General features: G+C 69.3%; 23 protein-coding genes. 8 read left to right on the plus strand and 15 right to left on the minus strand.

Annotation, left to right across the window (positions count from 1 at the left end; all coding sequences use genetic code 11):
* Window positions 1–4 precede the first annotated feature (4 nt).
* The 4 genes from ASD34_RS19675 to ASD34_RS19690 all read left to right on the plus strand — a co-directional run bounded on the left by ASD34_RS19675 (window position 5) and on the right by ASD34_RS19690 (window position 2256).
* Complete coding sequence (locus ASD34_RS19675; protein WP_056580651.1) at window positions 5–373, plus strand: chorismate mutase; 369 nt, start codon at window positions 5–7, stop codon at window positions 371–373.
* Window positions 370–1341, plus strand: a complete 972-nt coding sequence (locus ASD34_RS19680; RefSeq protein WP_056580654.1) for a Bug family tripartite tricarboxylate transporter substrate binding protein — start codon at window positions 370–372, stop codon at window positions 1339–1341. The genes ASD34_RS19675 and ASD34_RS19680 overlap by 4 nt, the downstream gene beginning before the upstream one ends.
* 16 nt (window positions 1342–1357) lie before the next feature.
* Entirely contained in the window at window positions 1358–1678 is a 321-nt protein-coding gene (locus ASD34_RS19685; protein WP_056580656.1) for a non-heme iron oxygenase ferredoxin subunit, read from the plus strand.
* A gap of 86 nt (window positions 1679–1764) precedes the next feature.
* Window positions 1765–2256, plus strand: coding sequence for a RidA family protein (locus tag ASD34_RS19690; RefSeq protein WP_056580658.1), 492 nt, complete (start codon window positions 1765–1767; stop codon window positions 2254–2256).
* Window positions 2257–2321: 65 nt separating this feature from the next.
* Here ASD34_RS19690 and ASD34_RS19695 read toward each other — a convergent pair whose 3' ends face one another.
* From ASD34_RS19695 to ASD34_RS19760, 14 genes are all read right to left on the minus strand, one after another.
* A complete protein-coding gene (locus ASD34_RS19695; protein WP_056580660.1) occupies window positions 2322–3602 on the minus strand; it encodes an amidohydrolase family protein in 1281 nt (426 codons plus the stop codon).
* A gap of 27 nt (window positions 3603–3629) precedes the next feature.
* Complete coding sequence (locus ASD34_RS19700) at window positions 3630–4094, minus strand: hypothetical protein (RefSeq protein WP_056582546.1); 465 nt, start codon at window positions 4092–4094, stop codon at window positions 3630–3632.
* A gap of 7 nt (window positions 4095–4101) precedes the next feature.
* The gene (locus ASD34_RS19705) at window positions 4102–5025 is read right to left on the minus strand and encodes an ABC transporter permease (protein WP_056580662.1); all 924 of its coding nucleotides are present in this window, start codon (window positions 5023–5025) and stop codon (window positions 4102–4104) included.
* Window positions 5022–6086, minus strand: a complete 1065-nt coding sequence (locus ASD34_RS19710; RefSeq protein WP_180288712.1) for an ABC transporter permease — start codon at window positions 6084–6086, stop codon at window positions 5022–5024. The genes ASD34_RS19705 and ASD34_RS19710 overlap by 4 nt, the downstream gene beginning before the upstream one ends.
* A complete protein-coding gene (locus ASD34_RS19715; protein ID WP_056580668.1) occupies window positions 6086–7759 on the minus strand; it encodes an ABC transporter ATP-binding protein in 1674 nt (557 codons plus the stop codon). Before ASD34_RS19715 ends, ASD34_RS19710 begins: the two co-directional genes overlap by 1 nt.
* Entirely contained in the window at window positions 7756–8502 is a 747-nt protein-coding gene (locus ASD34_RS19720) for an alpha/beta fold hydrolase (protein WP_235510130.1), read from the minus strand. The genes ASD34_RS19715 and ASD34_RS19720 overlap by 4 nt, the downstream gene beginning before the upstream one ends.
* The gene (locus ASD34_RS19725; protein WP_056582548.1) at window positions 8493–9461 is read right to left on the minus strand and encodes a 5'-methylthioadenosine/S-adenosylhomocysteine nucleosidase; all 969 of its coding nucleotides are present in this window, start codon (window positions 9459–9461) and stop codon (window positions 8493–8495) included. Before ASD34_RS19725 ends, ASD34_RS19720 begins: the two co-directional genes overlap by 10 nt.
* Before the next feature lie 5 nt (window positions 9462–9466).
* Window positions 9467–12280, minus strand: coding sequence for a polysaccharide deacetylase family protein (locus tag ASD34_RS19730; protein WP_056580673.1), 2814 nt, complete (start codon window positions 12278–12280; stop codon window positions 9467–9469).
* Window positions 12281–12307: 27 nt separating this feature from the next.
* Window positions 12308–13309, minus strand: coding sequence for a BMP family protein (locus ASD34_RS19735; protein ID WP_056582550.1), 1002 nt, complete (start codon window positions 13307–13309; stop codon window positions 12308–12310).
* A 185-nt stretch (window positions 13310–13494) separates the two neighbouring features.
* Entirely contained in the window at window positions 13495–14124 is a 630-nt protein-coding gene (upp, locus tag ASD34_RS19740) for a uracil phosphoribosyltransferase (protein WP_056580676.1), read from the minus strand.
* 59 nt (window positions 14125–14183) lie between these two features.
* A complete protein-coding gene (locus tag ASD34_RS19745) occupies window positions 14184–15584 on the minus strand; it encodes a URC4/urg3 family protein (RefSeq protein ID WP_056580679.1) in 1401 nt (466 codons plus the stop codon).
* Window positions 15581–16894 carry a GTP cyclohydrolase II gene (locus tag ASD34_RS19750; RefSeq protein ID WP_056580682.1) on the minus strand — a complete coding sequence of 438 codons (1314 nt, stop codon included), beginning with the start codon at window positions 16892–16894 and terminating at the stop codon, window positions 15581–15583. Before ASD34_RS19750 ends, ASD34_RS19745 begins: the two co-directional genes overlap by 4 nt.
* A gap of 92 nt (window positions 16895–16986) precedes the next feature.
* The gene (locus tag ASD34_RS19755) at window positions 16987–17454 is read right to left on the minus strand and encodes a DUF6152 family protein (RefSeq protein WP_056580685.1); all 468 of its coding nucleotides are present in this window, start codon (window positions 17452–17454) and stop codon (window positions 16987–16989) included.
* Window positions 17455–17468: 14 nt separating this feature from the next.
* Window positions 17469–17888, minus strand: coding sequence for a hypothetical protein (locus tag ASD34_RS19760; protein ID WP_056580688.1), 420 nt, complete (start codon window positions 17886–17888; stop codon window positions 17469–17471).
* Between the two features lie 84 nt (window positions 17889–17972).
* Between ASD34_RS19760 and ASD34_RS19765 the strand changes: the two genes are divergently transcribed.
* A complete protein-coding gene (locus ASD34_RS19765) occupies window positions 17973–18554 on the plus strand; it encodes a sigma-70 family RNA polymerase sigma factor (RefSeq protein ID WP_056580689.1) in 582 nt (193 codons plus the stop codon).
* Entirely contained in the window at window positions 18551–19192 is a 642-nt protein-coding gene (locus ASD34_RS19770) for a DUF1109 domain-containing protein (protein WP_056580692.1), read from the plus strand. Before ASD34_RS19765 ends, ASD34_RS19770 begins: the two co-directional genes overlap by 4 nt.
* A 13-nt stretch (window positions 19193–19205) precedes the next feature.
* Here ASD34_RS19770 and ASD34_RS19775 read toward each other — a convergent pair whose 3' ends face one another.
* On the minus strand, window positions 19206–20717 hold the full coding sequence (locus ASD34_RS19775) for a helicase HerA-like C-terminal domain-containing protein (RefSeq protein ID WP_056580694.1): 1512 nt from the start codon (window positions 20715–20717) through the stop codon (window positions 19206–19208).
* A gap of 102 nt (window positions 20718–20819) precedes the next feature.
* Between ASD34_RS19775 and ASD34_RS19780 the strand changes: the two genes are divergently transcribed.
* Both ASD34_RS19780 and ASD34_RS19785 read left to right on the plus strand, forming a co-directional pair.
* On the plus strand, window positions 20820–21131 hold the full coding sequence (locus ASD34_RS19780; protein WP_056580697.1) for a phosphopantetheine-binding protein: 312 nt from the start codon (window positions 20820–20822) through the stop codon (window positions 21129–21131).
* A 3-nt stretch (window positions 21132–21134) separates the two neighbouring features.
* Complete coding sequence (locus ASD34_RS19785; RefSeq protein ID WP_056580701.1) at window positions 21135–21779, plus strand: hypothetical protein; 645 nt, start codon at window positions 21135–21137, stop codon at window positions 21777–21779.
* Window positions 21780–21795 lie beyond the last annotated feature (16 nt).

The following is a 21795-nucleotide window of genomic DNA, read 5'->3' on the forward strand; positions in this document are numbered from 1 at the left end:
AGCCATGCCAGAAAAAGAACCAGAGACCCACGGTGCCCCGTTGCGCCGCTTCACCGACCCGGCCTACGTGCCGCTGTGCGCCAACCTCGCTGAAGTGCGCGAGAACATCGATCGGCTCGACCGCCAGATCGTCGCGCTGCTGGCCGAGCGTGGCCGCTACGTGAAGGACGCCGCGCGCTTCAAGCGCGACGCCTTCCAGGTGTCGGCGCCGCAGCGCCAGCAGGAAGTGATCGACAAGGTGAAGGCGCTCGCCGAGAAGGAGGGCGCCTACCCCGAGGTGGTCGAGGCCGCCTACCGCGCGCTCATCGCGGGCTTCATCGCGCGCGAGCAGCAGGACCACCTGGGCATGGTCGACGTGGAGGGGCAGCCATGACGCGCGCACGCCTGTTCGTCGCCTTCACCGTCGTGGCCATGGCCGCGGCCGCGGCCGCCCATGCGCAGGACTGGCCCCAGCGCCCCGTGCGCATCGTGGTGCCGTTCGCGGCGGGCTCGTCGCCCGACATCCTCGCGCGCATCGTCAACGACAAGCTCGCGGCGCGCATCGGCCAGCCGCTGATCGTCGAGAACAAGCCCGGCGCGGGCGGCAACAGCGGCACCGACGCGGTCTCGAAGGCGCAACCCGACGGCTATACCTTCCTGCTGTCGGTGAACGCGCCGCTGGTCTACAACACCATCCTCTACAAGAACCTGCCGTACGACCCGTTCAAGGACCTCATGCCCGTGTCGCTGGCCGCGACCACGCCGAACGTCTGCGCGGTCTCGAATTCGATGGGCGTCGATTCGGTCAAGGGCTGGCTGGCCGCGATGAAGAAGAACCCCGGCAAGTTCAACTTCGCCTCGACCGGCAACGGCTCGATCTCGCACCTGGGCGTGGAACTCATCAAGGCCAAGACCCAGTCGTTCGCGGTGCACATCCCGTATGCGTCGTCGGGCCAGGCCGTCACGGCCATCGTGCAGGGCGACGTGCAGTACGCCTGCCTGCCGCCGGTCACGGTGATGCCGCAGGCCAAGGCCGGGCGCATCAAGGCGCTGGCCGTCACCTCGGCCGAACGCTCGGCCTTGCTGCCCGAGCTGCCGACGCTGCGTGAATCGGGCCTGCCCGACATCCAGGCCGTGCCGTGGTTCGCCTACATGGCGCCCAAGGGCACGCCGAACGACGTGGTGCAGCGCATGAGCCGCGAGATTGCTGCCACGCTGAAAGACCCCGACACGGTCAAGCGCCTGCAGACCGCGTACTTCGACCCCGTGGGCAGCACGCCCGACGGCCTGTCGAAGTTCATGGACGAGGAACTGCGCCGCTGGAAGCCGGTGATCGAGCGCGCCGGCCTCAAGCCCGATTGAGAAAAGGGAGCACACGATGAGCACGATGACCTGGGTCGACGCCGCGGCGGTCGACGACGTTCCCGCCGACGACGTGGTCGGCATCGAGGTGCAGGGGCGCGACATCGCCCTGTACGGCACCGACGACGGCATCCACGCCACCGACAACATCTGCACGCACGGCCATGCGCGGCTGTGCGATGGTTTTCTCGAAGGCCACGAGATCGAATGCCCGCTGCACCAGGGCCGCTTCGACGTGCGCAGCGGCAAGGCCATGTGCGCGCCGCTCACGGAAGACCTGCGCACCTACCCGGTGAAGATCGAGGGCGGGCGGGTGTTCCTGGCGTTCGAGGGCTGAACTGTTCTGCCTGCGGCCGGCGTGATCTGTATCGGTTCGCGCCGAACCGGTTGGCGACAATGGCGGCCCGTTTTCCTGGACATCCGATGACAGAACCACACAGCCGCGACCAGATCGCCGACCTGATTGCCGCCGAACTGGGCCACCGCTTCGATGGCGAGATCCTGGCCGGCGGCCACTACGTGCCGCTGGTGCGCGACGGCCGCACCGTCTACCTCAGCGGCCAGGTGCCGCGGGTGGGCACCACGGTGGTCGTCACCGGCCGCGTGGGCGATGCCGTGTCGCTCGACACCGCGCGCGAAGGCGCCCAGATCTGCGCGCTGCGCAGCCTCGCGCTGCTGCGTCGCGCGCTCGGCTCGCTCGATGCGGTCGAGAAGGTGCTGCGCGTGGGCGTGTTCGTGCAGTGCACGGCCGACTTCACGCAGCAGAGCGAGGTGGCCGATGCCGCGTCCGACCTGTTGCATCGTGTGTTCGGCGAGGCTGGCGTGCATGTGCGCACGGCGGTCGGCGTCTATGCGTTGCCGAAGAATGCCACGGTCGAGGTCGAGATGTCCGTCGCCGCCACGAACGCCGCCTGAGCCTGACACGCAGGCGTTCGCGGCGCTCGGGTCGTGGTGGCTGGTGCCGGTGCGCCGCCGGCGAATCAGTGCTCGCCGAGCATCCAGCGCGTGCGCTCGCCGCGTCCGGGCAGGTGCAGCGCGGCGGTGGCGGCGGGCGTCTCGGCCATCAGCCGGCCCTTGCGGAACACTTTGAGCCGGGTCGCGCGCAGGCGGATGGCCTCGACCGGGTCGCGTGCCTGCAGCAGCACGAAGCTGGCGTCGCACCCAGCCTCCAGCCCGTAGCCGTCCAGGTGCATCACGCGCGCCGCGCGCGTGGTCACGGCCTCGAAGCACTGGTGGATGCCGGCCTGGCCGGTCATCTGCGCCACGTGCAGGCCCATGTGGGCCACCTCGAGCATGTCGCCCGAGCCCATGCCATACCACGGGTCCATCACGCAGTCGTGGCCGAAGGCGACGTTGACGCCGGCCGCCAGCAGTTCGGGCACGCGTGTCATGCCGCGGCGCTTCGGGTAGCTGTCGTGGCGGCCCTGCAGCGTGATGTTGATGAGCGGGTTCGACACCACGCTCACGCCGCTCTCGGCGATGAGCGGCAGCAGCTTGCTCACGTAGTAGTTGTCCATCGAGTGCATCGACGTGCAGTGCGAACCCGTCACGCGGCCCTGCAGGCCCAGGCGCAGCGTCTCGGAAGCCAGCGTCTCGATGTGGCGCGAGAGCGGGTCGTCCGACTCGTCGCAGTGCATGTCGACCAGCTTGCCGCGCTCGGCCGCCAGCTCGCACAGCAGCTTCACGCTGGCGGCGCCGTCGGCCATGGTGCGCTCGAAATGCGGAATGCCGCCGACCACGTCCACGCCCTTGTCGAGTGCGCGCGTGAGGTTGTCGACGCCGCCCGGCGAGCGCAGCACGCCATCTTGCGGAAAGGCGACCAGCTGCAGGTCGAGATACGGTGCCACCTGGCGCTTCACCTCGATCAGCGCATCGACCGCGAGCAGGCTGGGGTCGCTCGTGTCCACGTGCGAGCGGATCGCCAGCAGGCCCTTGGCCACGGCCCAGTCGCAGTACGCGAGCGCGCGTTCGATGAGCGCGTCGGCCGTGAGCAGCGGCTTGAGCTCGCCCCACAGTGCGATGCCTTCGAGCAGCGTGCCGCTCTGGTTGACGCGCGGCTGGCCGTAGCTCAGCGTGGCGTCCATGTGAAAGTGCGGGTCGACGAAATGCGGCGCGAGCAGCAGGCCCTGGGCGTCGAGCGTTTCGTGCGCGGGCGCGGCCAGGCCGGGCGTGACCTCGGCGATGCGGCCGTCCTGCACGGCAACCGACATGCCGGTGCGGCCGTCGGGGAGGGTGGCGTGGGTGATGAGGAGGTCGAGCATCGGTGGGGTGTCTTTTTTGAGGGGCGCTCAGCGCGTGCGCTGCGCGCGGAAGCGGTATTGCCCTGCGGCCGGCCCGACCTCGATGGTCACGCGGCGCAGCTTGTCGTCGTGGCCCGAGTCGGCCTTGGCCGTCACCACGATGCCGCGCGGCGTGGCGCGGCAGGTGAGTTCGCTCAGGGAGATTTCCGCGTGGTCGTTGTCGAGCTCGGCGATGGCGGTCGTGTGCACGGCGTACAGGCTGTAGCTGCGGTTGGCCTCGCCGCGCACCATCCACTGCACGTAGAGGAACGACTGCGCGAAGGCCTCGGCGTGGATCACGCGGTAGGTGCCGTGGTGGTCGGGGCCCCAGGTGCCGCAGGTCTGCACCCAGGTGACGGCGTCGTGGGTGGCGAAGCGCTCGGGGCCGTAGTCGGCGCCGAGTGCATGGGCGCGGCTGCCGGCCAGGGCGAGCAGCGCGGTGGCCAGCAGGCGACGGAGGCGGGGCCGCGTCATCGGCATGTCAGCGTTCTCCCTTGCGGTAGGGTTTCATCAGCGCCTGCGGATAGCTGGCCTTGCGCGCCACCAGCACCAGCGCCAGGATCGACAGCAGGTAGGGCAGCATCAGGTACAGCTGGTAAGGCAGCACGGCATCGCCCGATTGTTGCAGTCGCAGCTGCAGCGCGTCGAAGAACGCAAACAGCAGCGCGCCGAGCAGGGCCTTGCCGGGCCGCCACGAGGCGAACACCACCAGCGCCACGCAGATCCAGCCGCGCCCGTTCACCATGTTGAAGAAGAAGGCGTTGAAGGCCGACAGCGTGAGGAACGCGCCCGCCACGCCCATCAGCGCCGAGCCCGCCACGATGGCGCCGGTGCGCGTGGCCGCGACCGACACGCCCTGGCTCTCGGCCGCCTGCGGGTTCTCGCCCACCATGCGCAGCGCCAGGCCGAGCGGCGTGCGGTACAGCACCCAGGCCACGGCCGGCACCAGCAGCAGCGCGAACAGCGTGAGCGCGGTCTGCGCGCCGAGGATGGGCACGGGCAGCCAGTCCATCGGCGCGAAGGGCGTGATGGTCGGCGGCGTATTCACCTTGGGAAAGCTGACGCGGTAGCCGAAGTAGCTCAGCGCCGTCGCCAGCAGCGTGATGCCCAGCCCCGAGACGTGCTGCGACAGCGCGAGGCCGACGGTCAAAAAGGCGTGCAGCAATCCGAACCCCATGCCCGTGAGCGCGGCCACGCCGACCCCGGCCCACAGCGGCGCGCCGGCGTACACCGCGAGCCAGCCGGTGAAGGCGCCCGCGACCATGATCCCTTCGATGCCGAGGTTGAGCACGCCCGCCCGTTCGCACAGCAGCACGCCCAGCGTGCCCAAAATGAGCGGCGTGGCGATGCGCAGCACCGCGACCCAGAAGGCGGGGTTGGAAAGAATGTCGAGCAGGTCGGTCATTTCGTCACCCGCACGCGGTACTGCGTGAGCAGCGTGGCCACCAGCACCGCGATCAGCGAGGCCGCGACGATCACGTCGGCGATGTAGGTCGGCACGCCGACGGCGCGGCTCATGGTGTCGGCCCCGACGAGCACGCCGGCCACGAACACGCCGGCGGCGATCACGCCCAGCGGGTGCAGGCCGGCGAGCATCGCGATCACGATGCCGGTGTAGCCATAGCCCGGCGACATGTCGAGCGTGACGTAGCTGGTGCGGCCCGCCACCTCGATGGCCCCGGCCAGCCCGGCCAGCGCGCCCGAGAGCAGCGCCACCATGACCACCGTGCGCGTCACCGGCACGCCGGCGAAGGCGGCGGCGCGCGCATTGGCGCCCACCGCGCGGATGTCGAAGCCCAGCACCGTGTACTTGAAGATCGCCCACACGCACACCGCGAGCGACACGGCCCACAGCAGCCCGGTGTGCACGCGCGTCTGCGCGATGAGCTTGCCGAGTTCGAGGTCAGGCTGCAGCGACACGCTCTGCGGCCAGCCCATGGCCGTCGGATCTTTCATCGGCCCGTCGAGCAGCGCCGACACGCCGAGCAGCACGATGAAGTTGATGAGCAGCGTGGTCACGACCTCGTCGACGCCGAGCTTGTTCTTCATGAGCGCCGGGCCCAGCAGCATCAGCGCGCCCGCCACCGCTGCGGCCAGCATCATCAGTGGGAACAGCAGCCAGGGCGAGAGTTCGAAGCCCGTACCGCCGTGCATGCCACCCACGGCCACGGCAGCGAGTGCGCCCGCGAACAGCTGCCCCTCGGCGCCGATGTTGAAGAGCCGCGCCTTGAACGCGACCGTCGCGGCCAGGCCGGTGAGGATGAGCGGGATGGCCCGCGTCAGCGTCTCGCTCCATGCGAACACCGAGCCGAAGCCGCCCTGCAGCAGCAGCGCATAGGTGCGCCCGACCGGCGCGCCGGCCCAGCGCACGAGCAGCGCGCTCACCAGCAGCGTGAACACGACCGCGCCGATGGGGGCCAGCACCAGCGCGGCGCGCGAGCTTTCGTGGCGTCGTTCGAGGCGCATCATGCGGCGGCTCCCGGGCGTTGCGGCGCCGTGGCGCCGGCCATCGCCAGGCCGATGGCTTCGCGCGTCCAGGCCGCGGCCGGGCGCGCTTCGCCGAGGTGGCCGCCGTGCATCACGGCCACGCGGTCGCCGAGCGCGAGCACCTCGTCGAGGTCGTCGGAAATGACGAGCACTGCCGCGCCGGCGTCGCGTGCGGCAATGAGCTGCTGCTGCACGTAGGCGACGGCGCCGATGTCCAGGCCCCAGGTCGGCTGGTGCGCGACGATGAGGAACGGCACCCCCACGCTCCCCGCTGCGCGTGGTTCGCTGCCCCCCGAGGGGGCTGCTTCGCCTTGGGGCGGCCCGGCGGCGAGGCGCGGTGCGCGGTTCGGGTATTTCTTGTTGTCGGTGTCTTGTTCCACTTGCTCGGGCGCCAGCAGCGCCCGCCCCAGGATCAGTTTCTGCATGTTCCCGCCCGAGAGCGAACGGGCCGGCGACATCAGGCCGGCACCGCGCACATCGAAGGCTTTCTCGATGCGCCGGGCGTGCAGCCGCGCGGCGGCACGCCGGACGATGAACGACCAGCGCGAAAAGACAGGGCTGCGCAGCCGCTCGGACACGGCGTTCTCCCACACCGGCAGGTCGTCGACCACGCCGACCGCGTGCCGGTCTTCGGGGATGCGCGCCACGCCGCGCTGCACCAGCCGGGCGGGCGAGGGCGGCAGCGCGCGGCCCATGAACTGCGCGGTGCCGGAGACGGCGCGGCGCGTGCCGCTGAGCAGCTCGGCCAGCGCGACCTGGCCGTTGCCGGAGACGCCGGCGATGGCGGTGATTTCGCCCGCGCGCAGCGTGAGCGACACCTCGCGCAGGCGGTCCTGTCCGCCGTCTTTGGTCGATGCGGTGCTCACGTGGTCGAGCACGCAGACCGCATCGCCCACCGACTTCGCAGGCCGGCGCTGCGGCGCCTCGACCGCATGGCCGACCATCCACAGCGCGAGCTGCGCCTGCGTGGTGTCGGCCGTGCGCGCCTCGGCGACCAGCTTGCCGCCGCGCAGCACCGCGATGCGCTGCGACACGCGCAGCACCTCGCCGAGCTTGTGGCTGATGAAGATGACCGACAGGCCCTGCGCCACCATCTGCGCGAGCGTGGCGAACAGCGCTTCGCTCTCCTGCGGCGTGAGCACGGCCGTCGGTTCGTCGAGGATCAGGATGCGCGCGCCGCGGTACAGCGCCTTGAGGATTTCCACGCGCTGGCGCTCGCCGACCGAGAGGCTGCCGATGGTCGCGTCGGGTTGCACCGGCAGGCCGAAGCGCTGCGCCACCTCGAGCAACCGCGCACGGGCCGCCGCACGGCGGGAGACCGGGCGCCACAGCGGCTCGGTGCCCATCGTCACGTTGTCGAGCACGCTGAGGTTGTCGGCCAGCGTGAAGTGCTGGTGCACCATGCCCACGCCGGCGGCCAGCGCGGCCTTGGGGTTGCCGGGCGGTAGGGGCGAGCCGAACACTTCGATGCGGCCTTCGTCGGCGACGTAGTGGCCGAACAGGATCGACATCAGCGTCGACTTGCCGGCGCCGTTCTCGCCGAGCAGCGCGAGCACTTCGCCGGCCTGCAGGTCGAGGGAGATGGCGTCGTTGGCCACGAGCGGGCCGAAGCGCTTGGTGATGCCCTGGAGGCGGAGCACGGTGGGGTTCATGGGCAGACAGGTGGCGACGGCAGGTCGCGGCAGAAATTCTCGATGGCCCGGGCGGACGCGGCGGGCGAGGCCTGCAGCAGGCCGTGGGGGCCGTCGAGCTGCACCAGGTGCAATGCCGACAACCCGCGCTGGAGGGCGGCCACTGCGCGGCGCGGCACCACGCGGTCCTGCAGCGCCTGCAGGTACATCGCCGGCACACGCACCAACGGCAGTTTGTCGCGCACGTCGACGCGCTGCACTTCCTTCATGCGGTGGGTCATCACGGCGACCGACACCTGCTTGAGCGACGCCTGGAGCATGTCCGACAGGTGCGGCGACGCCGATCCGCCCAGCAGCAGGTGCCGCATCGGCGCGCGCATGAGCTTCGAATGCAGCAGGCGCATCGACAGGTCGAGCAAGCCCGCGCGCATCAGCGCCAGGCCGGGCGCTGGCCGGCGCGCGAAGCTGCAGCACAGGATGAGGCCTTGCAGCCCCGGCGGGCGCAAGGCCGCGATCGAAATGGCCAGTGGCCCGGAAAACGATTCGCCGAGCAGAACGAAAGGCTGCTGCGTCGGCAGTTGAGCGCGCACCAGCGCCTCGAGCTCGCCGTAACCCAGCACCTCGCGGCCCGGGTAGCGCACGACGTCGATGGCGGCCTGCGGCCCCAGGGCCTGCGCCAATGGCGCGAAGAGATCGCCGGTGCCGTCCATGCCCGGCAGCAACACAAGACGAGGCAGGCGCCCGAGCGCCACCGTCACTTCCACGCGGCCAGGAAGGCCAGCATGACCTTGGCCGAGTTGTCGGCCGCGATGCTCATGAAGGTGCCCATCTCGTTCTCGCCGTCGCCGCCACCCGCGAGGTCGCTGAGCGAGCGGAAGGCGATGTAGGGCACGCCGTTGCTGTAGGCGACCATGCCCACGGCGGCGGTTTCCATGTCGAGCACGTTGGCCTGGAAGGTCTTGTAGGTGTATTCGCGGTAGGCCTTGTTGTCCATGAAGGCCTGGCCCGACACGCCGTTGCCGCCCACCACCAGCTGCGGCTTGCGCGGCAGGCACTTGCCGGCGCCGCAGTTGGCCAGCTCGACGTTGCGGATGCTGCGCGCCACCTCGAGCATCTTCGGATCGGCCGCGAACCAGAACTTGCGTTCGATGCCCGGCCTGGCGGCCGAGCGCACCTCGACGGGGCGAGGGAAGTTCATGCCGAAGTTGGGCAGCGTGGCGTCGGTGATGAAGGGCGGTGCGCTGTACTTGCCGGGCGCGGTTTCGCGCGCCATGAGCACTTCGAGGTACTGGCCCCACTGGGCCGGCACCGTCACGTCGCCCACATGCAGCGACGGGTTCACGCCGCCCGCGATGCCGCTGAACACGATGCCGCTGATGCGAAAGCGGTTGAGCACGAGCTGCGTGTTCATGGTCGCGTTCGTCATGCTGATGCCCGAGAGGAACAGCACCACGGGCTTGCCTTCGAGCGTGCCGGTGGTGAACTCGACGCCGTTCACGCTGTGTTTTCTAGGGCCTTGCACGCGCGTCAGCAGCAGCTTGAGCTCAGGCTCGAAGGCCGAGATCACGGCCAGGCGCGGCGTGTCGTCCAGCCGCGTGCTGCTGTTGATGCTGACGACGTCCGACGACTTGTAGACGCCGACGCAGCCCGTCAGCACGAGGCCGAGCGCAGCGGCCAGGACCGGGGCGCGCAGGCGCTGGAGAAGCGAAGAGGTGTTCGTCATGGTCGTCATGAGTTGGTGGGCGGGAGTGGGGGGCGGTGTTCGGCGTCGGGCGTGGCGATCCAGGCCTGCAGCGCGGCGACGCGCGCGTGCTTCGGTGCCAGGCCGACGAAGGTGGTGTAGGCGGCGAGCGCCTTGGCGTCGTTGCCGGCCTGCAGGTAGGCATCGCCCAGGTTCAGGTAGGCGAGGGCGCGGCTGCCGTCCATGTCGATGGCCTGCTCGAACCAGCGCGCGGCCTCGACCGGCTTGCCGCGCTTGAAGTACACGAAGCCCAGGTTGTTGGCCGCCAGCGCAAAGCGCGGCTGCAGCTTCAGCGCCTCGGTGAAGGCGGCTTCGGCCTCGTCGTAGCGGCGCTCGCGGTACAGCTGCAGGCCGCGGTCGTTGGCGCGCTGGGCCGCCACGCGCGGCGTGAGCGGCGCGGCGGCCGGCATGGTCAGCCTGGTGTCGGCGCCTTCGAGGTTCTTCACCACCACTTCGACGGCGGCCGGGCCGGCCTTGGCCGCCTTGGGTGTTGCCGCCGCATGCACGGCCTGCTCGTTGGCCTGGTCGATGCGCTTGTTGACCTGGCTGGCGGCGGCGTCGAGCTGCAGGCTGTCGCCGCTGAGGCCTTCGCGCTCGACGGGCAGCGCGAACACGAACTCGCCGCCTTCCGAGCCCGGCAGGCTGCCGAAGGCCGGCGTCTGCCGCGCGATGGCCGAGACGGCCGGTGCCACGTAGGCCGCGAGTTCGGTGCCGGTGATGACGCTGTCGCCGTTCATGTCGGCCTTGCCCGACAGCGCCTGCAGCATCGTCCAGGTGAAGACCGAGTGGCCGCCGGGACCGTCGTCGGCCACCTGCTGGTCGGCGCCGCCGGCGGTGAGCATCTGGCGGCCGATGCGGCGCGCGTTGTCGGTCAGGAAGTTCTTGTTGCCCTGCGACGCGCCGCCGCGCGTGAGGCCCAGGCCCGAGTAGCAGGCGTCCACGAGGAACAGCACGTGCTTGGCCGACAGCGCCTCGGCCACCTCTTGCAATTGCGGCATCGAGATGGCGTCGGACGGCAGGTTGTCCAGCGTGGCATCGACCGGCACGATGTAGCCGACGTCGCGCCCGCTCGCGAGCTTGCGGGTGCTGCCATGGCCGGCAAAGAACACCAGCACGCGGTCGTCGCGCTTCACGCGCTTGCCGTCGGTCAGCTTTTCGTTCAGCGCGCGCAGGATGTTGGCGCGCGTGGCCTGCTCGTCGTACAGCGCCGTGATCTGCTCGGGCTTGAAGCCGAAGCGCGTCACGAGCAGCTGCTCCATGGCCTTGGCGTCGGGCACGGCGTGGTGCAGGCCGGGCCATTGGGCGTACTTGTCGATGCCGATCACCAGCGCGTGGCTTTCGCGGTAGAGCGTGTCGCCCGAGGTGGCGGCCACGCCGTCGTCGGGCGCCGCCTTTTTCGATGCGCTGACGACGAACTTGCCGTCGCGCCAGGTGGCGAAGCGGTAGCCGTCGGCCACCAGCTGGTCGAGCACCGTGGGCAGGGCCTGCACGGTGCGGCCCTGGATGTCGTGGAACAGGATGACGCCGCGCTTGGCCTTGTCGACCTCGGCCAGCACGCGGTCGGCGATCGACTTGGGCACCGGGTCGGCCCAGTCCATCGAGTCGACGGTCCACATCATCGAGCGCAGCTTGAGCGCCTCGACCGAGCTCAGCTTGGCCTCGTTGCGCGCGCCGTACGGAAAGCGAAAGAGGGTGGACTGCGGCCGGCCGGTGGCGTCGAGCAGCGTTTCGGTCTCGGTGGCTTCGATGCGCACTGCGTCGTCGGTCATCTTGGCCATCATGCCGTGGCTGAAGCTGTGGTTGGCAAGCACATGGCCGGCGGCCAGCACGCGCTTGGCCGCTGCGCCGTTGGCGCTGAGGTGGGCCTTGCCCTGCGCGTCGAGCTTGCCCAGGTTGCGCCCGAGCTGGAAGAAGATGGCGGGCGCGTCGTAGCGCTTCAATATCTCCAGGATCTCGTCGGTGTGCCTGGCGTGCGGGCCGTCGTCGAAGGTCAGGACCACGGTCTTGGCGGGCAGCGAGGTGCCGAAGATCTCGCGTGCGTCCGCGCTGTCCTTTTCCCTGGCGCCGCCCGGGGGCTGCGTGTAGGGAACGATGGCGCCGAAGTCTTTCAGGATCTGCTCGCGCGAGTACAGGCCCTGCAGCTTGGCCACGTAGTCGGCCCACTTTTCGCGCTTGGGCTCGATGCCGCGCTGCGCGAAGCGGCCGAACACGTCTTTCAGCTCGCGGTCGTAGGCCTGCTCGATCTCGGCGAGCACAGCCAGGTCTTCACTGGCGCGGCGGCCGAGCTTGAGCCCGGACAGCGACTGCGCCTGGCTGTAGCGCGTGCTCAGCTCGCCCAGGAACTCCTTGAACGCCAGCCGGTCGGCGTCGAACCAGCTGGGCTCGCTCTCGATGCGGTCGAGCAACGCGTTCAGGCCCGCCACAGCGGCGGGGTCCGTCATGTCGGCGGCCTGCGCGATCAGCGCCTGCTGGCGCTCCTGCATCTCGTGAAACAGCTGTTGCCCGACCGCGCTGACGGCGCGCTTCTCGGCCGCGTCGAGCGCGCGCTCGCCGGTCATGAGCACGATCATCTGGCGGTGTGCGGCGAGCAGGGCGTCGGCGCGCGCCTGCAGTGCGGCCGGAATGCCGACCGGTGCCGCGACCACCGGCGGTGCAACGGCAGCGGGTGCCGAGGCGGCCGATCCGGGCACCTCGGCCGCCGGGGCCGTGGCCGCCGGCTCAGGTTGACAGGCGGCGAGCCCGGCGGCCAGCGCCGCGATGGCCACGCCATGGATTGCGGTCTGCCATCGCGCACGCTTCATGGGTTCGGGTCTGCTCGCTTGCCTGTTTTACTTGGCGGTGGACTTCGGCTGGGCGTCGTCCACCTTCACGGTGAACTTGCCGGCCAGGATGTCGGCCTGCTTGGCCTTCACCTTGGCCACGACGTCGGCCGGCACCTTCTTCTCGAAGGTGCCCAGCGGCGCCAGCTCGGAGCCCTTGTGCTTCATGTGCGAGTACACGCCGTAGTCTTCGGCGGCGAACTTGCCTTCCTTCACGAGCTTGATGGCGCGGTCGGCCGAGGGCTCGAAGTTCCACAGCGCCGAGGCCACCACCGTGTCGGGGTACTGGGCCTGCGTGTCGATCACGTTGCCGATGGCGAGCTTGCCCTTTTCCTTGGCCGCGTCCGACACGCCGAAGCGCTCGGCGTACATGATGTCGGCGCCCTTGTCGATCATCGCGAAGGCCGCTTCCTTGGCCTTCGGCGGGTCGAACCAGCTGTTGATGAAGCTCACGCTGAACTCCACCTTCGGGTTCGTTTCCTTCGCGCCCGCCATGAAGGCGTTCATGAGGCGATTGACTTCGGGAATCGGGAAACCGCCGACCATGCCGATGCGGTTGCTCTTGGTCATCCCGCCCGCGACCATGCCGCTGAGGTAGGCCGGCTCCTGGATGTAGTTGTCGAACACCGAGAAGTTCGGCGCCTGCGGCTTCAGCGACGAGCCCATGAGGAACGCCACCTTGGGAAAGTCTTTCGCGACCTTGCGCGCCGCCGCTTCCACGCCGAATACCTCGCCCAGGATCAGCTGGTTGCCGCCCGTGGCGTACTCGCGCATCACGCGCTCGTAGTCGGCATTGCTCACGTTCTCGGTCGCCTTGTATTCGATCTCCCCACGCGCCTCGGCCGCCTTCAGCGCCTTGTGGATGCGGCCCACCCATTGCTGCTCGAACGGCACCGTGTACACGGCCGCCACCTTGAGCTTGGCCTGCGCGAGCGCAAGGCCCGGGGCGCCCGCCGCAAGCGCTGCGGCAACGGCGATGGAACGAACGATCAACTGACGGCGTGCTGTCACGGTCTTCTCCTCGATTGAAATGAAAGAAACCAGCGCTGCAATCCCCATGCCCACCAACAGAGCCCGCCCTCGCGGCGGGCTCCCTTCCAGCAAACACCGAGGAACCGGCTCCGCCGGGCCTCAGGTGTTGCCCCCGGTAGGGGGTTGGCGAAGCGACACGAAGTGCGCGAAGCCTGGGGGCGAGCCTACTTCGTGCCGAAGATGCGGTCGCCGGCGTCGCCCAGGCCCGGCAGGATGTAGCCGTGGCTGTCCAGCTCGCGGTCGATGGCGGCGGTGTAGATTGGCACGTCCGGGTGCGCGGCCTGCATCGTCTTGATGCCTTCGGGGCATGTCAGCAGGCAGACGAACTTGATCGACTTGGGGTTGAGTTCCTTCAGGCGCTCGACCGCGGCCACGGCCGAGTTGCCGGTGGCCAGCATGGGGTCGACCACGATCACGTCGCGGCTGTCCATCTCGCCGGGCATCTTGAAGTAGTACTCGACGGCCGTGAGCGTCTTGGGGTCGCGGTACAGGCCGATGTGGCCGACGCGTGCGCCCGGCACCACCGTGAGCATGCCGTCCAGGATGCCGGTGCCGGCGCGCAGGATCGACACCAGCACCACCTTCTTGCCGTCGATGACCTTGGCCTGCATGGTCTCCAGCGGGGTCTCGACCTCGATGTCCTGCATCGGCATGTCGCGCGTGACCTCGTAGGCCATCAGCATGCTGATTTCGTTCAGGAGCCGGCGGAAGCTGTTGGTGGAGGCGTCCTTGCGGCGCATCAGCGTGAGCTTGTGCTGGACGAGGGGGTGGTCGACGAGGTGGACGTTGCTCATTGGAGTCTTCTTTTGGTGTGCCGTTGCGGAAAAACAGGAGAGTCTAAAAGACTGAAAGCCTAGAAGACGGTGCCGTCGCTCTCGATCAGCAGCGGTGGTGCACCGTCTCGCAAGCGCTGTGCCAGCACCCGGCCCGCGGCCCAGGTGCCGCCTTCGAGCACGCAGGCCAGGGGCAGTTCTTCCTCGGTGCGGTCGAGCACCTTGCGCACGCGCGGCGCGATCTCGTCGAGCAGCGCCACGGTGAGGGCGCGCCATTCGACGATGAATTCGTCGCCTGCTTTCCAGCGGCGGGTGAGAAACGCCGCCTCGCGCGGCACGATCACGCCGCTGTCGATCAGCAGGCCGCCGTTGCGGTACTCGGGCAGGGCGGTGAGCGCGTCGAGCTGGCGCACCTTCACCCCGGCCCACTCGAAAGGTTCGAGCAGCGAATACGTGAGCCACTGTGACAGCTTGTGGAACGGCATCCAGCCATTGGTGAGCCCGGGGCCGCGCACGGCGCTGTGGCGCCAGCAGTCGCCCAGCGCAAAAGCCGGGTCGCCGGTGCCGCCCAGTTTGTCGCTGCCATCGGCTGCCAGGCTGTCGATGGCATTGGCCGCGGGCCAGATGTGCGAGAGGGTCTCGAGCAGCAGCGACAGGATCTGGTGTGCGGTGATCTCGGCCGTGGGCGGCGAGGCAGCGCCGAAGGGCGCCACGAGCGCGTCGAACATTCCGGCGGGCCGGCCGTCATCGCCGAAGGTCTCGGGCTGCTCGCTCATCGCTTCGCCGAGCCGGCGCAGCAGCACGGCGCGCCCGGCCAGGCCGACCAGCGGATTGACGTCGCTCACCTGGAAGGCGTCGCCCAGCCGGTCGGTCACGAGGCCACGCAGGCCCGCCGCGTCGACCTGCAGCGGATGGTCGGGGTCGGACGAGAAAAGCCCGCTCGTGAACGCATGGAAGCACGCCACGCCCAGGCCTTCGGAGCGTGTGAAGCGCTGGCCGGTGGCCGATTCGGTGTAGTGCCAGGTGGGGCCGGCACCCGCGTCGAGCAGCACGCTCACGAGCACGAGGTCGATGTGGGCGCGGGCGCGCTGGCGGGCGTCGATGCCCTTGCCGAGCAGCGCGTCGAGTTGCTGGCGGCGGTCGACGCCGCCGGCCTCGAAGTGGCGCCAGCGGCTGTGGTACGGGATGGTGTCCCAGGGGTAGCGCTCGCGCGTGACCTCGGCCACGGTGCGCGCCGCGTCTTCGAGCGCGTCGTCGCTGCCGATGCGGAACCACTGCGATTCGTCGCGCCGCGCGCGCGCCAGCAGGGCGCCGGCGCGCTGGCGGATGGCGGCGGTGGTGCGCAGCAGGCTGGCGGCGCCGGCCGGGTGGGCGGTGTCGGGCGCGAACTCAATCGACGGATCGACATCGCCCGCGCCGCCGGGGCGCAGGCTGCCGGAACCGTCGGCGGGCAGGTGGATGTCGTCGGTGCTTCGGCTCATTCGCTCAGTCCCCGGCCCTTGGCCTTTTTCAGTTCCTCTGCGTCCGGCACGGGGCCGGGGGTGAAGTAGCCGGCCGCCATCTTGGCGTCCATCTCGACGCGGGCGTCGGCCGGGATCAGTGCGTCGGGAATGTTCACGCGCTCGCCGATCTCGATGCCCGAGCCGGTGATCGCGTCGAACTTCATGTTGCTCATCGACACGAGGCGGTGGATCTTCTTGATGCCCAGCCAGTGGAAGACGTCGGGCATCAGCTCCTGGAAACGCATGTCCTGCACGCCGGCCACGCACTCGGTGCGCGCGAAATACTGGTCGGCCGTGTCGCCGCCGACCTGGCGCTTGCGGGCGTTGTAGACGAGGAACTTGGTCACTTCGCCGAGCGCGCGGCCTTCCTTGCGCGAGTAGGCGATGAGGCCCACGCCGCCGCGCTGGGCGCCCTGGATGCATTCCTCGATGGCGTGCGTGAGGTAGGGGCGGCAGGTGCAGATGTCGGAGCCGAACACGTCGGAGCCGTTGCACTCGTCGTGGATGCGGGCGGTAAGTTCGACGTCGCGATTGGCCAGGTCGCGCGGGTTGCCGAAGATGTAGAGCGTCTGCCCGCCGATGGGTGGCAGGAACACCTCCAGGTCGGAGCGCGTGACCAGCTCGGGGTACATGCCGCCGGTTTCCTCGAAGAGCGTGCGGCGCAGGTCGGTCTCGGAGCAGCCGAAGCGGCGCGCCACCTCGGGCAGGTACCACACGGGTTCGATGGCCGCCTTGGTCACCATGGCCGCGCCGCCCGTGGTGAGGAAGTGGCCGTCGGCCTTGAGGCGGCCGCTTTGCAGCGCCTCGATCACCTCGGGCAGGATCACATGCGCCTTGGTGATTGCGATGGTCGGGCGGATGTCGTAGCCGGCCGCGAGTTCGGTGGAGAACACATCGGCCACCAGCGCACCCCAGGGGTCGAGCGAGACGATGCGCCCGGGCTCGCTCCATTGCGGATAGGGGCCGATGACATCGGTGGGCGCGGTGTTGGTGAGGTCGGCCTTGTGCTCGCGCTTCAGGGCGCCGGCCGCCACGGCGAGCGCGCGGTACACGCTGTACGAGCCGCTGTGCGTGCCGATGACGTTGCGGTGCGCGCGCTTGGTGGTGGTGCCGACCACGGGCCCGCGCTCGGTGGCGGTGGTCGCGCCCCACTGGATGGGCAGGGCGCCGAAACCGCCGGCATGCGAGGTCAGGCGGATGTGGCCTGTCGACGTGGAGGGATGCAGCGCAGGGTGGGGTGCCGGGCCAGCCGGCAATGCGGAAGGGATCGCGGTGCTATCTACGGACATTGGGAGCCCTCAAAAAATGCAATGTACCGAGCACTTGTGCGGCTGGCAAGCGAGGGCTCGCGCGGCCTGGCCGCACTTTCGCGCACTGGCGTTCAGGTGGGCGACGAGCGCAGGCCGTAGGTCTTGCCGTGCACGAACAGGTACTCGGCGCGCAACACCGCGTCGCCTTTTTCGCCGGTGAAAGTGAAGCCGAGCACCGCGACCGGCGTGCCGGGCTTGATCTCCTCGACGCTCCAGGCCTGCAGCCGCGTGAGCGGAGCCAGTTCGACCTGCCACTTGCGATCGCGCCGCGTCGGCAGTTGCGCCTTCGCCAGCAGCGCGGCGCCGTCCACCGACGCGCTCTGCCTGGGCAACGCGCGCTGCTTCAGGTCGGGCGGCAGCGCGGGGTTTTCGGGCAGCTCGATCTCCAGCTCGCCGTGCGGATTGCGCCAGCTCACCTTGGTGGCGCGGCCTTCCAGGTACAGCGGGCGCTCCTGGTCAAAACTGCTCCAGCCGTGGTGGGCCCAGGCGGGCAGGACCAGGCCAATCGAACCGGCCACGAACATGCGTCGATGCAGCATCGCGTTCTCCTTGGTCAGACATAGGCAATCCAGCGCCCGCAGATGATGACAGCGAGCCAAAACCCCAGCGAAAGAAGGCATTGCGCCTGGCCGAAGCGGTCGATGGCGGCGGCGCCGCCACGCAATTGAAAGAGCGCCGCATTGGCGCCGGCCAGTGCGATCAGGCCCAGTTTGACGCGGAAGGCGTTGTTCGCCAGCAGTTCGTCGGGCTGGCCGGAGAACATGGTGAGTCCGGTGACGGCGCACAGTCCGAAACCGACGAGGGCCGGCCGCAGCGTGAGGCGGGCCAGCAGCGGCGCCGGCAACTCGCGGCCCAGGCCGAGCGCGCGCAGCTCGAACACCAGCAGGCCGCCGAACAGCAGCGCAATGCCCACGATGTGCACCGCTTCCAGCGCCGGGTAGGCCCAGGGGTGCGAGACGAGTCCGGCCAGCATCGGCGCAGCTTAGCGGAGCCCCCCGCCGGGGCGGGCACAATCGCTTGCAATCTTTTTTGACAACGGCTGTAACCGGCCCGCCGGATGGCACGAACCACTGTAGGACGCAGAACGGAATGGGGCGACGCAGAAGCGGCGCTGCGCAGCCTGTTCCTTCGCGGGCTCGACGGCGACGCCGGCGCGTACCGCGAGTTCCTGCAGCGACTCAGCGCGCACCTGCGCGCCTTTCTGGGCAAGCGCCTCTTCGGCTGGCCCGATGACGTGGAAGACCTTGTCCAGGAATGCCTGCTCGCCATGCACAACCAGCGCCATACGTACCAGAGCGACCAGCCGTTGACGGCCTGGGTGCATGCGATTGCACGCTACAAGATGATCGACCTGCTGCGCGCCAAGTCGGTCCGCGACGACCTGCATGACCCGCTGGACGACGACCTGGCCGTGTTCGCCGATTCCGCCACCGACGCCAGCGATGCGAAGCGCGACCTCGGTGGACTGCTGCAGACCCTGCCCGAACGCCAGCGGCTGCCGATCGTGCACGTGAAGATCGAAGGCCTGTCGGTGGCCGAGACCGCCAGCCTCACGGGCATGTCGGAGTCGGCCGTGAAGGTCGGCATCCACCGGGGCCTGAAGGCCCTGGCCGCGAAATTCGGAGGCGCGACGTCATGAAGACGGACGACCTCGTCGACCTGCTGGCCACCGGCGACGTGGCCGTGCCGCGGCGCAGCGCCAGCGGGCGCATCGGGTGGGCGGTGCTCGCGGCGCTGCCGCTGTCCTTCGTGATCCTGCTCGCCGAGTACGGGCTGCGGCGCGACCTGGTGCAGGCGATGTTCTGGCCGATGTTCTGGGTCAAGGTGCTGTTTCCGCTGTGCATCGCGGCGGCCGCCTTCGTGACGCTGCAGCGGCTGGCGCGGCCCGGCGTGCGCGTGCGGCACGCGTGGTGGGGCGGGGTCCTGCCGGTGCTCGGAATCTGGGGGCTGGCGGCGTTCGCCTGGATTTCGCTGCCGGCCGAAGAGCGCATGCCGTCGCTGATGGGGCAGTCGTGGCGCATCTGCGCGTTGAGCATCGGCTTGATGGCGCTGCCCGTGTTCGCGGCCACGTTCGTGGCGCTGCGGGGATGGGCGCCGACGCGGCCTGCCCTGGCGGGTGCCGCAGCCGGCGCGCTGGCCGGCGGCATCGGCGCCGCGGTCTATGCGCTGCACTGCGCCGAACTCACGGCGCCGTTCCTGGCCGTCTGGTACGTGAGCGGGATCGCCGTGCCGGTGCTGCTGGGCGCGGCACTGGGGCCGCGCCTGCTGCGCTGGTAACGCTGGCGGGCCTTCAGCGCTTCTTGCTGCCGAAGATCCCGCCCAGCACGCCGCGCAGGATCTCCTTGCCGACCGACGTGCCCATGGTGCGAACCGCCGACTTGGCCATCGTCTGCACGAGGCCGTCGCGCTTGCCGCCACGTGGGCCGGTGCTGCCGAAGAGCATGTCGTTGAGCATGCCGCCCATGCCGGACGATTCTTCCGCGGCGGTCCCGCCCTTGGCGCCGGCGGCCGGTGCATCGGGCGCGCTCTCGGCGCGGCCCTTGAGCTTTTCGTAGGCCGATTCGCGGTCGGCCGTCTTCTCGTACACGCCGGCCACCAGCGAGCCTGCGATGAGCGCCTTGCGCTGGTCGGGCGTGATCGGGCCGAGCTGGCTGCCCGGCGGCAGCACGTACACGCGCTCGGTGACGCTCGGGCGGCCCTTGGCGTCCAGGAAGCTGACCAGCGCTTCGCCCACGGCGAGTTCGGTGATGGCGGTCTCGATGTCGAGGCCGGGCTTCTGGCGCATGGTGCTGGCGGCGGCCTTGACGGCCTTCTGGTCGCGCGGCGTGAAGGCGCGCAGCGCGTGCTGCACGCGGTTGCCCAGTTGGGCCAGCACCGAGTCGGGAATGTCGAGCGGGTTTTGGGTGACGAAATACACGCCGACGCCCTTGGAGCGCACCAGCCGCACCACGAGCTCGATGCGTTCGACCAGCGCCTTGGGCGCCTCGTTGAACAGCAGGTGGGCCTCGTCGAAGAAGAAGGCCAGCTTCGGCTGCTCGGGGTCGCCGATTTCGGGCAGTTGCTCGAACAGCTCCGACAGCATCCACAGCAAAAAGGTGGCGTACAGGCGCGGCGAGTTCATGAGCTTGTCGGCCGCCAGGATGTTCACCACCCCCTTGCCGCCGACCGTCTGCATGAAGTCGGAGATGTTGAGCATCGGCTCGCCGAAGAACTTGTCGCCACCCTGGGTCTCGATCTGCAGCAGGCCGCGCTGGATCGCCCCCACGCTGGCGGCGCTGATGTTGCCGTACTCGGTGGTGAACTGGCTCGCGTTCTCGCCCACGTGCTGCAGCATGGCGCGCAGGTCTTTCAGGTCGAGCAGCAGCATGCCGCTGTCGTCGGCGATCTTGAACACCAGGTTCAGCACGCCGGCCTGGGTTTCGTTCACGTCGAGCATGCGGCCCAGCAGCAGCGGGCCCATGTCGGACACTGTGGCGCGCACCGGGTGGCCTTGTTCGCCGAACACGTCCCACAGCGTGACGGGGCAGGCGGCCGGCTCGGGCACGTCGATGCCGCGTTCCTTGAGCGTGGCGGCCAGTTTCTCGCCGACGCTGCCTTTCTGGCTGATGCCGGTCAGGTCGCCCTTGACGTCGGCCATGAACACCGGCACACCGATGTTCGACAGCTGCTCGGCAATGGTCTGCAGCGAGACGGTCTTGCCGGTGCCAGTGGCGCCGGTGATGAGGCCGTGGCGGTTGGCCAGGCCGGGCAGCAGGGCGCACTCGATGGTGTCGTGGCGTGCGATCAGAAGGGGGTCGGCCATGGGGTGCTCCGGGTCGTATCGAAGCGCGCAGTCTAATCAAGAGCCACTCCTATAATTCACGACCCCGCACGGTCGTCCAGGAAAAAAGTTCAGGAGGTTTTTTTGTCATCGACTGCTCAGCCCCCCATTCCCGCCACTGGCGATGCATCCGAACAGTCGCCGATCGAAAAAGAGCTGGCTGTGCTGCTCGTGAACGCGCTCAATCTCGAGGTCGCGCCTGAAGAGATCGTTCCCACCGACCCGCTGTACGGCGAAGGCCTGGGCCTCGACTCCATCGACATCCTCGAAGTCGCGCTCGAAGTTTCGCGCCGCTACGGTTTCCAGCTGCGTTCGGACGACGAGCGCAACCAGCAGATTTTCCAGTCGCTGCGTACGCTGGCGGCCCACGTCGCCGAGCACCGCAGCGCCACCTGATCCATGTCTCGATGGCGACTCGTCCTCCTGCTGCTGGTGGGGGTCACGTATGCCGGCCTCTCCCACTGGATGACGCTGTTCCACGCCACCGAGCCGTGGGCCGTGGTGGTGTTGCTCGGGCCGCTGTGGATCGCGGCCATGGGCTGCGCCGCCAGCTGGTTCGGCCGCTGGGGCCTGGCCGTTGCGGCAGCGCTGGGCATCGGCGGCTTCTCGCTCGTCTTTCTCGGTGAGGCGGGCGACACCAATCGCCTGTATGTGCTGCAGCACATCGGCATCAATGGCGCGCTCTGCGGCTGGTTTGGCTCGACGCTGCGCGGCAAGGGCTTACCGCTGATCACCCAGTTCGCGCAGCGCGTGCACCCGCTGAAGGGGCACATGCTGTCGTACACCACGCACCTGACGCAGATCTGGACGGTGTACTTCGCCGTGGTGGTCGTGTCATCGATCGTGGTCTACCTGACGATGTCGTTCTCGGCCTGGTCGCTGCTGGCCAACGTGCTGTCGCCACTGAGCGTGGCGCTGCTGTTCGTGGGCGAGCACCTCGTGCGCTACCGCCTGCATCCCGAATTCGAACGCACGCGGCTCGTCGATGCGGTGCGCGCGTTCTATGGCACCTCGACGGTGGACAACGGCGCCGGCGGCCGATGAAACAGGTGCAGGCAGC

This window comes from Variovorax sp. Root473 (assembly GCF_001426505.1).
Taxonomy (GTDB): domain Bacteria; phylum Pseudomonadota; class Gammaproteobacteria; order Burkholderiales; family Burkholderiaceae_C; genus Variovorax.